Origin of the sequence: Nioella ostreopsis (assembly GCF_004000255.1) — a bacterium.
In the GTDB taxonomy this organism is placed as follows: domain Bacteria; phylum Pseudomonadota; class Alphaproteobacteria; order Rhodobacterales; family Rhodobacteraceae; genus Nioella; species Nioella ostreopsis.
On the sequence record NZ_RCIQ01000009.1, the window covers coordinates 110,449 to 123,601 of the forward strand.

Genomic DNA, 13,153 nt, shown 5'->3' on the forward strand with positions numbered 1-13,153 from the left:
GGCCGTGGCCTTATGGACGTCCTGTCTAGCTAGATAGAGCGGCGGCGCAAAACCGCCAAGTATTAGCTGACACGGGCAAACAGATCATTTCCGGCGCTTGTGCTCGTCCAGACGCGGAAAAATTTCGACAAAGTTGCAAGGCCGGTGCCGGTAATCGAGCTGCCAGCGCAGTATTTCATCCCAGGCATCCTTGCAGGCCCCCGACGATCCCGGCAGCGCAAAGAGGTAGGTGCCATTGGCCACGCCCCCCGTCGCCCGGCTTTGCACCGCGCTCGTGCCGATCTTCTGGTAGGAGACCATGGTAAAGACCGTGGCGAAGGCCTCAATCTCCTTCTCATAGACGTCCCGATGCGCCTCGACCGTCACATCGCGCCCGGTCAGACCAGTGCCCCCGGTGGTGAGGATCACGTCAATCTCCGGGTCCGCGCACCAGGCGCGCAGCTGATCGGCGATCTCGCCCCGTTCATCGCGCAGGATCCTGCGGTCGGCCAGCACATGCCCCGCCTCGCGGATGCGCCCTTCCAGTACGTCGCCCGACTTGTCATCGGCCAGACTGCGGGTGTCCGACACGGCCAGCACCGCGATGCGCACCGGGATGAAGTCCTTGCTCTCGTCGATACGGCTCATGGGTCGATCTCAAACCAGTTGACGCACGGGCCGAGATTCACGACACGCGTCGCGCCGATCCGGCCTTCCTGCCCCCAACTGTCATGGATATGCCCGCAAAACGCCAGCCGGGGCCGGATGCGTTCTATCGCCGCGCGGATGGCGGTCGAGCCCACCGACTGCCCCGCCGATGTGCGATCCGCCACACCCTTGGGCGGCGAATGGGTGATCAGGATATGCGCCTTTTCGCAGCCCGCCAGCAGCTCCGCCGCGAAAGCCTCGCTCAGATCGCAGGACCACGCCCCGAAGGGTGTTCGCGGCACGCCGTAGCCCAGCCCGAACAGGCGCAGCCCGCCGATCTCGCATCCCTCGCCATGCAGCACGGTCACGCCCGGCCCTGCCGCCGCGCGCAGCTCATCCACGCTTTCGGCATTGCCTGGCACCGCCACCATCGGCGCCTTAAGCCCCGACAGCAGGTCCATCGCTTCCGCCAGCCCCTGCCGCATGTTGCAGAAATCCCCCGCACCGATCACCAGATCGGCCTCCGCACTTGCCGCCACCAGATCGGCGGCGCGACTACGGGCCAAATGCAGGTCGGAAAATGCCAATATCTTCACCGCGCCAGCCTCGCCTTCAACGCCAACAGATCCGCCCAGGTTTCCCGCTTCTTGGCAGGCTGGCGCAGAAGATAGGCGGGGTGGAACATGGGCAGGGCGGGACGGCCCTGAACCTCCTGCCATTTCCCGCGCAGCCGGGTGATCCCCCGCCGCCCCAACAACCCGTCGCAAGAAATATTGCCCATCAGCACCACGATCTCGGGCGCCGCCAGCTCGATATGGCGGGTCACGAAGGGCAGCATCATCGCCATTTCCGCCGGGCTCGGGTCGCGGTTTTGCGGTGGCCGCCAAGGCAGGATATTGGTGATGTAGAGCGACTGCGCGGCGTCAGAATGCGCGCGCCCCATGCCGATCGCATCAAACATCCGGTCCAACAGCTGCCCGGCCCGCCCGACGAAGGGCTTGCCCTGAATATCCTCGTCCCGTCCCGGCGCTTCGCCCACGATCATCAGCCGTGCCGCCGGGTTGCCATCGGAAAAGACGAAACTGCGCGCGCCCCGGCGCAGGTCGCAATGGGGGAAGGCCTCCATCTCGGCGCGCAGGGCGTCCACGCTGTCGGCCCGCTTCGCCGCCAGCCGCGCCTCGACCACCGGATCGACCTCCTCGGCTTTCACCACGGGCGCTGCAACCGGGGACGCGGCGGCCCGCACAGGCTCAGGCGCGGAAAACCGATCCACCGGGCTCTCCCCGATGGCCTCGTCCGCACCAAGCTCCACCTGCCATTCCAGCCAGGCCAGCGCCGTATGATAATCCAGCTGCGACTCCATCTGTCCAAGCTAGGCGCGCTTGCGGGCAAGGTAAATGGGCGGCATGCTCGCTGCCATGCTGACAGCAGCCTTTTCACGCCCCGCATCCATACCCTGCACGATCCGAAAGGGCCCGCCCGAATGACCAATCTGACCCTGCGCCCAGCCACGCCGCAAGACGTGCCGCAGCTCACCGCCCTGATCCGCGCGGCCTACGCCATCTATGACGGGCGCGGCATCGACCTGCCCCCGGTCAGCGACGGCCTGGACGCGGTGGTCGCGGAAACCCCCGTTATCCTCGCCATGAACGGGCGCCAGCCCCTCGGGGTCATTGTGCTGCGCGACGCGCCCGATGCCCTCCAGATCGAAAACCTCGCCGTCCATCCCGATGCCTCCGGGCAGGGCATCGCCAGGCGGCTGCTGACCGAGGCCGAAACCATCGCCCGCGCCCACGGCGTCGACAAGCTGTGCCTCGCCACGCATCGCGACCTCACCGAGACTATCAGCCTCTACCGCCATCTCGGCTGGACGGTCACCGAGGCAACCGGCCTCAAGATCATGATGCAAAAGCCCTTGCCCCGATCGTAAGCCTTTCATCTTGGCAAAAATACCTCCGCCGGAGGCGTCCTGCCGCACCCACGGCCGCGCCACCACACCCGGCGCGCCGCCCTCTCAACATGTCCGTGGCAACGCGGACCGCCGAGGCCTCCGGCGCAAGCCGGGGGTTGAGAAGGGCCGCTCCCCGGTCGACGCCGACAGGCGGCGAAACCGCATTTCATATGCACGGGGGGTGTACGGGGGGTGTACGCCCGGTGCACGGGGGGTGACACCCTGTTTTCGCACCACGCCGAACCCCGCTCTTGCCCCGCGCCCGCCCGCTGCCTATACCGCGAAGCGACCTTACAGGACGGGCCGCCATGACCTTTGCCAAGCGCCACCTTCTGGGCATTGAGCCCCTGCACCCCACAGACATCACCGCGCTTCTGGACCATGCCGACCGCTATGCCGAGATGGGCCGCGGCAGCGCCAAGCACGGCACCGCGCTGGCAGGGCTCACCCAGATCAACATGTTTTTTGAAAACTCCACCCGCACCCAGGCCAGTTTCGAACTGGCGGGCAAGCGGCTCGGGGCCGATGTGATGAACATGTCGATGCAGACAAGCTCGGTCAAAAAGGGCGAGACCCTCATCGACACCGCGCTGACGCTCAATGCCATGCACCCCGATCTGCTGGTCGTGCGTCACCCCCATTCCGGCGCGGTCAACCTCTTGGCGGAAAAGGTGAATTGCGCGGTTCTGAACGCGGGTGACGGACGCCACGAACATCCCACCCAGGCGCTGCTGGACGCGCTCACCATCCGCCGCGCCAAGGGGCGGCTCCATCGCCTCAACATCGCCATTTGCGGGGATATCGCGCATAGCCGCGTGGCGCGGTCCAACATCCTCCTGCTCGGCAAGATGGAAAACCGCGTGAAACTTGTCGGCCCGCCCACATTGATCCCCTCGGGCGCCGCCGACTGGGGCGTCGAGGTCTACGAAGACATGCGGAAAGGGCTGGAAGGCGCCGACGTGGTGATGATGCTCAGGCTTCAGAAGGAACGGATGGATGGCGGTTTCATCCCCTCCGAGCGCGAATATTACCACCGCTTCGGGCTCGACGCCGAAAAGCTCTCTCACGCCAAACCCGACGCCATCGTCATGCATCCAGGGCCCATGAATCGCGGCGTCGAGATCGACGGCACCATCGCAGACGACATCAACCGATCCGTCATCCAGGAACAGGTGGAAATGGGCGTCGCCGTGCGTATGGCGGCCATGGACCTTCTGGCGCAGAACCTGCGGGCGGAACGGGCACAAAAGGGCGTGATGGCATGAGCGACCGGTTCAAGATCAGGCAGGAAGAAACAGGCATGGTCCGGCTGTTCGCTATCGACCCTGCTGCTGAGCCACCGCTTATGTCGCTGGAGCGGGAATCGGAGAGCAACGAGGACGACCCGCCCTGGCCGCTGCGCGATGCGCTCGGCGCGGACTATCTCGATTCCGATTTCATTGAGCTGTTCGATGTCGCCGATCTGGGGGAAATGGGGCTTGCGGGCTATCTGGCCGAAGGTCTGGGCATTGCTGCCAGGGACATCGCCGAGGACCGGGCGCGGATTGACGAAATCCGGGGCCGGGTCCTGATCGTGACATCCCGCGCATTCGGCGGCTTCGCGCAGGACTTGACGCCAAAGGCCCCTTTGCGCTGGATCGCCACCTACCGCGAAGAAACCGCACCCGCATCTTCGGAAATCCTGACCGCGCAGGCCGATGGCGGGACATGGAAAGGTGCGCAGCCCATGACCCCGACAACACAAACCTTCCACGCCGACCGCGCCACCTACTGGCGCGAACATGCCTGGATCGCTGCCGTTGCCATGGCGCTTGGCATGGGCGTCCTTTGGGCCATGGGCAATCCGCATGTCTGGACTGGTGCCGTGGGCGGGCTGTTCGCGGTTGCCGTGCGCGCCTTCTACCTTGCTTCGGACGAGGCCAATGCCGAATGGGTGATGACCGAAACCGACCTATCGGGTCCTGATAACCGCCATGTCCGGTTGGCTGAAATCGACAAGCTCCGCAGTATTGGCAGCGCGGTGCAGATCATCACCCGGTCGGGCGACAAGCACCTGATGAAATACATCGCCGACCGCCCCCGTGTGGTGGCCGAGATCGAGGCCGCCATGGCCCGCGCAGGAAATGCCCCATGAGCGCCCCGGCCAACAGCTGGAGCGGCATCCTCGCCCCCGATGAGGACATCCTCTGGCAAGGCCAGCCGCACACGGCCATCAACTGGCGCGGGCTGATCAACCCGTTGACCCTGATGGGCGTCTTCTTCACCGGCTTTTCACTGTTCTGGATCGGCATGGCTTATGCCATGACAGCGAACACCGACGCACCGTTCCCGTTCAACGTCTTCCCGCTGTTCGGCCTGCCGTTCCTGGCCGCCGGTCTGTGGATGCTGGGCGGACGGCTGCTGCTGGACGCTTGGCTGCGCGGGCGCACATGGTACACGCTGACCAACCAGACCGCCTTCATCGCCCGCAATGCCTTTGGCAGAAAGACGCTGGAAAGCTGGCCGATTGCGGATATGGACCGGATTGTCTGGGAAGACGGCGACCCCGGTTCCGTCATCTTTCACATGAAGGGCGGCGCGGGCGTGCAGCATGGCAATAACGGAACGCCCATCCGGTTCCTGGGCTTTCACCAGATCGACGACTCGCAACAGGTCTACAGCCTGATGCGCCGGGCCCGCCGGGAATTGAGAGAGAACGACGCATGAGCAAACTCGGACGACTTGAACGCATAGACTTGAGAAGCGCGTGGCTTACTGAAGCGCAAGACTTTACTCCTTGGCTCGCCGCTGAAGAAAACCTTGCGCTACTATCGGAAACCCTCGGAATTGATCTCGAGTTGGAAGCTGTGGAGCAGAACGTCGGCCCATTTCGAGCGGATATTCTCTGCAAGGACACGCTCAGAGATCAGTGGGTGCTGGTTGAGAACCAGTTGGAGCGAACTGATCACAGTCATTTAGGCCAACTGCTAACTTACGCAGCGGGGCTCGATGCGGTAACAATTGTTTGGATCGCGGCTTCGGTCACGGACGAGCATCGAGCCGCGATGGACTGGCTCAATGAGATTACAGACACTGATGTCAGTTTTTTCGCCCTGGAAGTTGAACTGTGGAAAATTGGAGAAAGCCTCTCAGCACCCAAATTCAATGTTGTCAGTAAACCGAACGATTGGGCAAAAAGTACAACGGCCGCAAAACGTTCAGTAGAAGAAAATCTAATCCCAACAAGGCTTCTGCAACAGCGGTACTGGACGGGTGTACAGGATCTTATTGCACGGAATGCCGGAGCACTGCGCCCGGTTTCTCCACCTGCTTACTCTTGGTTGAGTCATGGAATTGGCAGGACGGGCGTAGGTCTTAACTTGTCGATGAACACTCGCGAAAACTGGGTCCGCGTAGAGATATATTTCTCGGGAAAATGGGCAAAATCGGACATTCAACAACTGGAGCATCAGCGCGTCGCGTTGGAGGATGCAATGGGTGAGAAGCTCGATTGGCAACCATTGCCCGAGAAGCGCGATGCACGTGTTTGCATCGCATTGAACGCCAACATTGATGACGAAACTGATTGGCCTCATCAGCACAAGTGGATCGTTGAGAAGGCTTCAAAAATGAATGACATATTTCGTCCTGCGATCGCTCGACTTAAGCGCGACGAGGTGAGTGAAGGACTCTAAATGACCGCCATCCTGTTCACCAATGCCCGCCTGATCGACCCCGAGGGGCAGACCGACGCCCCCGGCTGGTTGCTGGTCCGGGACGGGCGCATCGCGGATCGCGGCACCGGGGCGGTCCCTGCGGTCGAGGCGCGGGTCATCGACGCGGGCGGCAAGTGCCTGGCGCCGGGGATCGTCGATATCGGCGTGAAGACCTGCGAACCGGGCGAGCGGCACAAGGAAAGCATCCGCACCGCAGGCGCGGCGGCGGCGGCGGGGGGCGTCACCACCATGGTCACCCGTCCCGACACCACGCCGCCCATCGACACGCCCGAGGCGCTGGAATTCGTACGTCGCCGGGGTGAACAGGTCAGCCCGGTCCGCATGCTGCCCATGGCGGCGCTGACCAAGGCCCGCGCAGGGCGCGAGATGACGGAAATCGGCTTCCTGCTCGATGCAGGCGCCGCCGCCTTCACCGATTGCGACCACGTGGTGACCGACACCAAGGTGCTGACCCGCGCCATGACCTATGCGCGCAGCCTGGGCGCGCTTCTCATCATGCACCCGCAGGATCCGGGGCTAAGCGGCGGGGCTGCCGTGACCTCGGGCAAGTTCGCCTCGCTGCGCGGTCTGCCCGCCGTGTCGCCGATGGCGGAACGCATCGGGCTGGAACGCGACCTTGCGCTGGTCGAGATGACCCGCGCCCGCTACCACGCCGACCAGATCACCGCCGCCGCCGCCCTCCCCGCGCTGACGCGCGCCAAGGCGGGCGGTCTGGACGTGACCGCCGGTGTCTCCATCCATCACCTGACGCTGAACGAGTTCGACGTTGGCGACTACCGCACCTTCTTCAAGGTCAAGCCGCCGCTCCGGGCCGAGGATGACCGGCTGGCCATGGTCGAGGCCGTGGCTGATGGCACGATCGACATCATCAGTTCCATGCACACCCCGCAGGACGAGGAATCCAAACGCCTGCCGTTCGAGGCCGCGGCCTCGGGCGCGGTGGCGCTGGAAACCCTGCTGCCCGCCGCCATGCGGCTTTACCACGCCGGGCAGCTGAGCCTGCCGCAGCTTTTCCGCGCCATGGCGTTGAACCCGGCGCGTCGGTTGGGTCTGGACACTGGCACACTGGCCGTGGGCGCGCCTGCCGATCTGGTGCTGTTCGACGCGCACGCGCCCTTCGTGCTGGATCGCTTCACCCTGCGCTCGAAGTCGAAAAATACCCCCTTTGACGGGATGCGGATGGAGGGCAAGGTGCAGATGACGCTCGTCGCGGGCGAGCCCGTCTTTGAAAGGACCGCCTGATGCCGGTGATCGAAACCTCTGCCGCGCTCCTGGCCCTGACCGGCCTGCTGGCCTACCTGCTCGGCTCGGTGCCGTTCGGCCTCGTGATGGCACGGGCGTTCGGGCTCGGCGATATCCGGGCCATCGGGTCGGGCAATATCGGCGCCACCAACGTGCTGCGCACCGGCAACAAGCCCGCCGCCGCGCTGACATTGCTGCTGGACGCGGGCAAGGGCGGCATCGCGGTGCTGGTCGCGCGCTATGCGCTGGCCGAGGACGCCGCGCAGCTTGCGGGCTTCGCCGCCTTCCTCGGGCATTGTTTCCCGATCTATCTCGGCTTCAAGGGCGGCAAGGGGGTGGCGACCTTCCTCGGCACGCTCCTGGCGCTGTTCTGGCCCGCCGGGATCGCGGCCTGCCTGACATGGGCGCTGATCGCGGGCATCTTCCGCATTTCCTCGCTGTCTGCTCTGGTGGCCGCTGCCCTGTCGCCGGTCTGGGTCAGCGTTCTTGGCATGCCGTCCGCCGGATTGGCCACCGCGCTTCTGGCGGCGCTGATCTTCCTACGGCATGACGCCAATATCAAACGCCTGATCGCGGGCGAGGAACCCCGGATCGGCCGCAAGGGCTGAGCCTTGCAGGCGTTTCTCAACGATCTCGACGCGCTGCCCTTCCGGACGGTCACGGGAACGGCTCACGGCCGCCGCTATGTCGTTGTGAAATCGGGATTTTCGGGTGGGGCCAGTCAGAAACTGGTGGCCGAGGAACTGGGCGGTAGGGACTATATCAGCCTCAACCTCTATCGCACCCGCAATGGCGCATTGCTGCGCCCCTGTGAAATGCCCGAGGCGAAGGTGATCGCCTTCGTGCTGGACCTCAGGATAGACGCTGCGCCTAATGGCGGGCGCAGCGTCAAGAGGTCTTAGCCACGGCTTTCGAGAATATCGGCCGTCCGCTTGGTGTTGTGATAGATGCCGAGGAAGAGATACATCATGCCCCCCATCAGGACCACGTAGAGCCCGCCGAAGATCAGCAGTCCGAGACCCTGCAGGAATCCACCCATCGGGCTGAACATGGTGAACAGGCCGCCACCGACCACGCCGATGATCATCAGAACAACGATGACGGTGATCAGTTTATCCAACGCACCAATAAAGAAATCGCGCATTTCCATAGCTCCTTGATTATCAATCTGTGCCTGTAAGAGAGCCGAAAGCTGAAATCGGTTCAACATAAACTTCCCCAAAGCCGTTTTCGGGACATCCAAGGTCTATCCGGTCCGCCAAAGCCGCAGAGCGGACCCGGGACCGCCCCACTCCGGCCATAGTCGCGTGGCCCAATAGGCGCGGGATATAACTCGTGACCCAGAGGACATCATGGGATTCTTCAGCGCCATCAAGACCTGCTACATGAAAAGCTTCACCTTTTCGGGCCGTGCCACGCGGTCGGAATACTGGTGGTTCGTGCTGTTCCAGACCCTTCTGGGATTCGGCATCTCGGCCTGGTTCATAAGCTATCTTCTCGCCAATCCGCAGATTCTGGAGGACATGAAATACAGCGGCACCCTGCCCGCCGGTTTCATGAACAATGTCTGGCTCATCACCGCTGCGAATTTCCTGTTGTTCTTCATGCCCAGCCTCTCGGCCATGGTCCGGCGCCTGCATGACACCGACCGCAGCGGCTGGTGGTATTTCATCATGTTCGTGCCGCTGATTGGCGGTATCTGGATGCTGGTGCTGCTCTGCCTGCCCGGCAGCAACGGGCGCAATGGCTATGGCCCCGACCCGCTCGGCCCCCGCCGCCGGCTGAACGACCACCCCGCCCTGATGGGAGAGCTGGACCCGGAAATCAAGGCCGCCATGCGCGAACGGCAGCAGGCCGATTTCAAGGAATACTACAAGTCGCGTGTCCTGCCGCAGATCCAGCAGAACAAGGCCGCGCGCGGGGTCTGAGGCTCAGTAGCTGAACTCGGAATAGATCCGGCTGAGGTCGCCGTTCCAGTCACCGTTGTAATGAGACAGCAATTCGTCGGCGGGCACCTGCCCGCTCTCGATGCTTTCCTTCAGCGCGTTCAGGAAATGCGTCTCATCGGGCACCAAACCGCCTGCGCCGGGCCGTGCGCGGGCCTTGAGACCCGCCTCGGAGATCGCCACCGCCTCGCGGGCAAGGTCATGCATACGGATGCCTCCAAACTCGGCTTGCAACCCGTCGATAGACGCCGCCACCCGCAGCGCCTCGCGCGTTTCCGAATCCCAGCCCTTGACCAGATCCCAGGCCGCATCGAGCGCCGTCTGATCATAGAGCAGCCCCACCCAGAAGGCGGGCAACGCGCAGAGCCTGCGCCAGGGGCCACCATCGGCACCACGCATCTCGATGAATTTCTTGATCCGCGCCTCGGGGAAGACCGTGGTCAGATGGTCGGCCCAATCGGACAATGTTGGCGTTTCACCGGGCAGCGCGGGCAGCTTGCCTTGCAGGAAATCGCGGAAGGACTGGCCCAATGCGTTGATATACTGCCCGTCGCGGTAGACGAAATACATTGGCACATCGAGCACATACTCGACCCATCTTTCAAACCCGAAGCCCTCCTCAAAGACGAAAGGCAGCATCCCGGTGCGGTCGGCATCCAGATCGCGCCAGACCCGGCTGCGCCAGGATTTGTGCCCGTTTACCTTGCCGTCCAGGAAGGGCGAATTCGCAAAGAGCGCCGTGGCCACCGGCTGCAGCGCCAGCGCCACGCGCAGTTTCTGCACCATGTCGGCCTCGGACCCGAAATCGAGGTTCACCTGAACGGTGCAGGTCCGGCGCATCATGGTCGTGCCCATGGTGCCGACCTTCTGCATGTAACCGTCCATCAGCTTGTAACGCCCCTTGGGCATCAGCGGCATGTCCTCATGCGACCAGATTGGGGCCGCGCCCAGACCGATGAAGCCCACGCCGATCTTGTCGGAAATGTCCTTCACGTCGCGCAGGTGGTCATTCACCTCGTCGCAGGTCTGGTGGATGGTTTCCAAAGGTGCGCCCGACAGTTCCAACTGCCCGCCCGGTTCAAGGCTGATGTTGGCGCCGTCCTTGGTCAGGCCAATGAGGTTGCCGCCCTCGACCAGCGGATCCCAGCCATGGCCGTCGCGCAGACCTTCCAGCACCGCCAGAATCGACCGCTCACCTGCATAGGGCAGCGGCTTCAGCGTGTCCTTGCAATAGCCGAATTTCTCATGCTCGGTGCCGATGCGCCAGTCTTCCTTCGGCTTGCAGCCATCGGCGAGGTATTCCGCCAGCTGTTCGTGCCGCTCGATCGGGCCGCCGCCGGATTGGGGGATGGACATGGGGCTGCTCCTGCACTGTCGCTTTCAGGGGCCCTTGATGGGTGCAAATGCAGGCGGTGTCAATTCAGCGCCTGAGGCCAGCCGAGCCCGTCCTCGCGTTCCCAGATCAGCACCAGATTCCTTTCGGGCCGGTTCAGTTTCCAGACCATTTGCCCTGTCTGGATGCCCGGCAGCCGCAGGAACGCGTCAAAGAGCCGATCCGCCCCGGTCGCAGTCACCGGAATGTGAACCGGCGCGGCATGGTTCTGGCGCAACACCCAGACCGGCGGGTAGCTGCGGCCATCCAGCATCAGGACGGTCATGTCCTCGATGTCGATCACGCCGCCATCCAGCGGCCCCATGTAGGTCACGCGCCCCTCATCGAGCGTCACGATACCGGGGCCGGTTGCTGCCTGCCGGAACCGTCCACGCTGGACGCCACCCCACAGCAGAAAGAGGCCAATGGCAGCAAAGGCGATGCCGATGCCCAGAAGGATGACGGTCAGCGCCGCCAGCGCCACGAAACCGCCCGCGATCAGAACCGCCAGCCCGATCAGCGCCTCGCGCCAGCGGCGCAGGGTGGCCATCGCCTCGGGTCGGAAGAAACCGCTCACCAGTCGCCCCGCGTGGATTGGAACAGCGTCAGCGCCGCGACGGCGGCGGTATCGGCGCGCAGGATGCGGGGGCCGAGGCTGATGGCGGTCGTTGCCGGATGCGCGGTGAGCCGCGCGCGCTCGGCGTCGGAAAACCCACCTTCTGGGCCAATCAGGATCGCCCATTTGTCGCCTGCGGGCGCGGCATCCAGAGCCGCGCGGGCGCCCACAAGGCTTTCATCGCAGAAAATGAGCTGCCGGTCCTCGGGCCAGTCCGCCAACAGCCTGTCGAGCTTTTGCAGGTCGTCCACCGGGGGCACATAGGTACCGCCGCATTGTTCCGCTGCCTCAACGGCGTGGGCCTGCAGCCGGTCCTGCCGGATACGCTCGGAATTTGTGAAATCGGTCTGCACCGGCATGATCCGCGCGGCCCCCATTTCGGCGGCTTTCTCGACAATGAAATCGGTGCGTGCCTTCTTGATCGGGGCAAAGATCAGCCACAGGTCGGGCGGCGACATCTGCGGCGCGGCCAGAACGCGGCATGCGAGCGACCCGCCGCGTTTCCCGGCCTCTGCCACCTCGGCGGTCCATTCCCCGTCCGTGCCGTTGAACAGGGCCACCTCGGCCCCGACGCCAAGCCGCATCACGCCAAACAGGTAATGCGCCTGTTCCCGCGACAAGGGAACCGTTTGCCCTGCCCCAAGCGGATGCTCTACGAAGAGCCGTATCTTTGCACGCGACGACATGGGACGGACCTTATGACCGGCTTGAACGAAACGCCAGAGGGGCAGGTGCATGACGCCGTGCGCGGCAATTGGGTGGACCGGCTGGCGCCCGCGTGGTCCCGCCCCTATCTGCGCCTGTCGCGGGCCGATCGGCCGATCGGCACATGGCTGCTGCTTTTGCCCTGCTGGTGGGGCGTGGGGCTGGCCGCCGCCGCCACCACGCCCAGGTGGGAGGACCTGTGGATCGCGTTTGGCTGCGGCATGGGCGCGTTCCTGATGCGCGGTGCGGGCTGTACGTGGAACGATATCACCGACCGCGATTTCGACGCCGCCGTGGCGCGCACAAGGTCTCGGCCCATCCCGTCGGGGCAGGTCAGCGTGAAACAGGCCTTTGCGTGGCTGGCCATACAGGCCTTGGTGGCCTTTGCGATCCTGCTGACCTTCAACAGTGCAGCGATCCTGATGGGGATCATCGCGTTGCTGCCGGTGGTCATCTACCCTTTCGCCAAGCGCTTCACCTGGTGGCCGCAGGTCTTTCTGGGCATCGCCTTCAACTGGGGCGCGCTGCTGGCCTGGGTTGCCCATACCGGCAGCCTCTCCTGGCCGCCGGTCGTCCTGTACCTGGCGGGCATGGCCTGGACGATCTTCTACGACACGATCTATGCCCATCAGGACAAGGAAGACGACGCGCTGATCGGGGTGAAATCCACCGCGCGGCTCTTCGGGGACCGGACAAAACCCATCCTGCGCGGCTTCCTTGTGCTGTCTGTCGCGTTGATGGCGGTGGCCAACATAGGCGCACTAACGCCTGCCGCCGGGGTTCTGGCGCTGGTGCTGGCGCTGGCCGGGGCGTGGGGGTTCGGCTGGCATATGGTCTGGCAGATGGGGCGGCTGGATATCGACGACCCGGATGTCTGCATGCACCTTTTCCGCGCCAATCGGGATGCCGGGCTGATCCCTGCGCTGTTTTTTGCCGCCGCGGCGCTCGTTTCATTGAACCTCTAGGGCCAAGTCGTTA

General features: G+C 64.1%; 17 protein-coding genes. 10 read left to right on the plus strand and 7 right to left on the minus strand.

Features of this window, described 5'->3' with window-relative positions:
• Positions 1-84: 84 nt before the first annotated feature.
• Genes moaB through EP237_RS11380 form a run of 3 tightly spaced genes read right to left on the minus strand, consistent with a single transcriptional unit; the run spans position 85 to position 1,990 of the window.
• Positions 85-627, minus strand: a complete 543-nt coding sequence (gene moaB / locus EP237_RS11370) for a molybdenum cofactor biosynthesis protein B (RefSeq protein ID WP_127561011.1) — start codon at positions 625-627, stop codon at positions 85-87.
• Complete coding sequence (locus EP237_RS11375) at positions 624-1,223, minus strand: metallophosphoesterase family protein (RefSeq protein WP_127561012.1); 600 nt, start codon at positions 1,221-1,223, stop codon at positions 624-626. Before EP237_RS11375 ends, moaB begins: the two co-directional genes overlap by 4 nt.
• Positions 1,220-1,990, minus strand: a complete 771-nt coding sequence (locus tag EP237_RS11380) for a uracil-DNA glycosylase (RefSeq protein WP_127561013.1) — start codon at positions 1,988-1,990, stop codon at positions 1,220-1,222. The genes EP237_RS11375 and EP237_RS11380 overlap by 4 nt, the downstream gene beginning before the upstream one ends.
• 120 nt (positions 1,991-2,110) lie before the next feature.
• Here EP237_RS11380 and EP237_RS11385 point away from each other — a divergent pair, with 120 nt between their 5' ends.
• The 8 genes from EP237_RS11385 to EP237_RS11420 all read left to right on the plus strand — a co-directional run bounded on the left by EP237_RS11385 (position 2,111) and on the right by EP237_RS11420 (position 8,438).
• Positions 2,111-2,557 carry a GNAT family N-acetyltransferase gene (locus EP237_RS11385; RefSeq protein ID WP_164744688.1) on the plus strand — a complete coding sequence of 149 codons (447 nt, stop codon included), beginning with the start codon at positions 2,111-2,113 and terminating at the stop codon, positions 2,555-2,557.
• A gap of 329 nt (positions 2,558-2,886) precedes the next feature.
• A complete protein-coding gene (locus EP237_RS11390) occupies positions 2,887-3,843 on the plus strand; it encodes an aspartate carbamoyltransferase catalytic subunit (protein ID WP_127561015.1) in 957 nt (318 codons plus the stop codon).
• Positions 3,840-4,712: a hypothetical protein gene (locus EP237_RS23775; RefSeq protein ID WP_338068172.1), complete on the plus strand. Its 873-nt coding sequence runs from the start codon at positions 3,840-3,842 to the stop codon at positions 4,710-4,712. The genes EP237_RS11390 and EP237_RS23775 overlap by 4 nt, the downstream gene beginning before the upstream one ends.
• Positions 4,709-5,284, plus strand: coding sequence for a hypothetical protein (locus tag EP237_RS11400; RefSeq protein WP_127561016.1), 576 nt, complete (start codon positions 4,709-4,711; stop codon positions 5,282-5,284). The genes EP237_RS23775 and EP237_RS11400 overlap by 4 nt, the downstream gene beginning before the upstream one ends.
• Entirely contained in the window at positions 5,281-6,252 is a 972-nt protein-coding gene (locus EP237_RS11405; protein ID WP_127561017.1) for a DUF4268 domain-containing protein, read from the plus strand. The genes EP237_RS11400 and EP237_RS11405 overlap by 4 nt, the downstream gene beginning before the upstream one ends.
• Complete coding sequence (gene pyrC, locus EP237_RS11410; RefSeq protein WP_127561018.1) at positions 6,253-7,536, plus strand: dihydroorotase; 1,284 nt, start codon at positions 6,253-6,255, stop codon at positions 7,534-7,536.
• On the plus strand, positions 7,536-8,144 hold the full coding sequence (gene plsY, locus EP237_RS11415; protein ID WP_127561019.1) for a glycerol-3-phosphate 1-O-acyltransferase PlsY: 609 nt from the start codon (positions 7,536-7,538) through the stop codon (positions 8,142-8,144). Before pyrC ends, plsY begins: the two co-directional genes overlap by 1 nt.
• Positions 8,145-8,147: 3 nt before the next feature.
• Positions 8,148-8,438 carry a hypothetical protein gene (locus EP237_RS11420; protein ID WP_240661608.1) on the plus strand — a complete coding sequence of 97 codons (291 nt, stop codon included), beginning with the start codon at positions 8,148-8,150 and terminating at the stop codon, positions 8,436-8,438.
• Here the strand turns inward: EP237_RS11420 and EP237_RS11425 are convergent.
• Positions 8,435-8,680 (minus strand): hypothetical protein, encoded by a 246-nt coding sequence (locus EP237_RS11425; RefSeq protein WP_127561020.1) that lies wholly within the window; start codon positions 8,678-8,680, stop codon positions 8,435-8,437. The two genes, EP237_RS11420 and EP237_RS11425, sit on opposite strands and share 4 nt — an antisense overlap.
• Positions 8,681-8,888: 208 nt before the next feature.
• Between EP237_RS11425 and EP237_RS11430 the strand changes: the two genes are divergently transcribed.
• The gene (locus EP237_RS11430) at positions 8,889-9,464 is read left to right on the plus strand and encodes a DUF805 domain-containing protein (RefSeq protein ID WP_206052284.1); all 576 of its coding nucleotides are present in this window, start codon (positions 8,889-8,891) and stop codon (positions 9,462-9,464) included.
• Positions 9,465-9,467: 3 nt separating this feature from the next.
• Here the strand turns inward: EP237_RS11430 and EP237_RS11435 are convergent, their stop codons facing one another.
• From EP237_RS11435 to EP237_RS11445, 3 genes are read right to left on the minus strand one after another with little or no spacing between them, the layout of a single operon-like run.
• A complete protein-coding gene (locus EP237_RS11435; RefSeq protein WP_127561021.1) occupies positions 9,468-10,838 on the minus strand; it encodes a glutamate--cysteine ligase in 1,371 nt (456 codons plus the stop codon).
• A gap of 59 nt (positions 10,839-10,897) precedes the next feature.
• Entirely contained in the window at positions 10,898-11,431 is a 534-nt protein-coding gene (locus EP237_RS11440) for a hypothetical protein (protein ID WP_240661609.1), read from the minus strand.
• Positions 11,428-12,156: a 16S rRNA (uracil(1498)-N(3))-methyltransferase gene (locus tag EP237_RS11445; protein ID WP_127561022.1), complete on the minus strand. Its 729-nt coding sequence runs from the start codon at positions 12,154-12,156 to the stop codon at positions 11,428-11,430. The genes EP237_RS11440 and EP237_RS11445 overlap by 4 nt, the downstream gene beginning before the upstream one ends.
• Positions 12,157-12,168: 12 nt before the next feature.
• Between EP237_RS11445 and ubiA the strand changes: the two genes are divergently transcribed.
• Complete coding sequence (ubiA, locus tag EP237_RS11450; RefSeq protein WP_127561023.1) at positions 12,169-13,140, plus strand: 4-hydroxybenzoate octaprenyltransferase; 972 nt, start codon at positions 12,169-12,171, stop codon at positions 13,138-13,140.
• Positions 13,141-13,153: the final 13 nt, after the last annotated feature.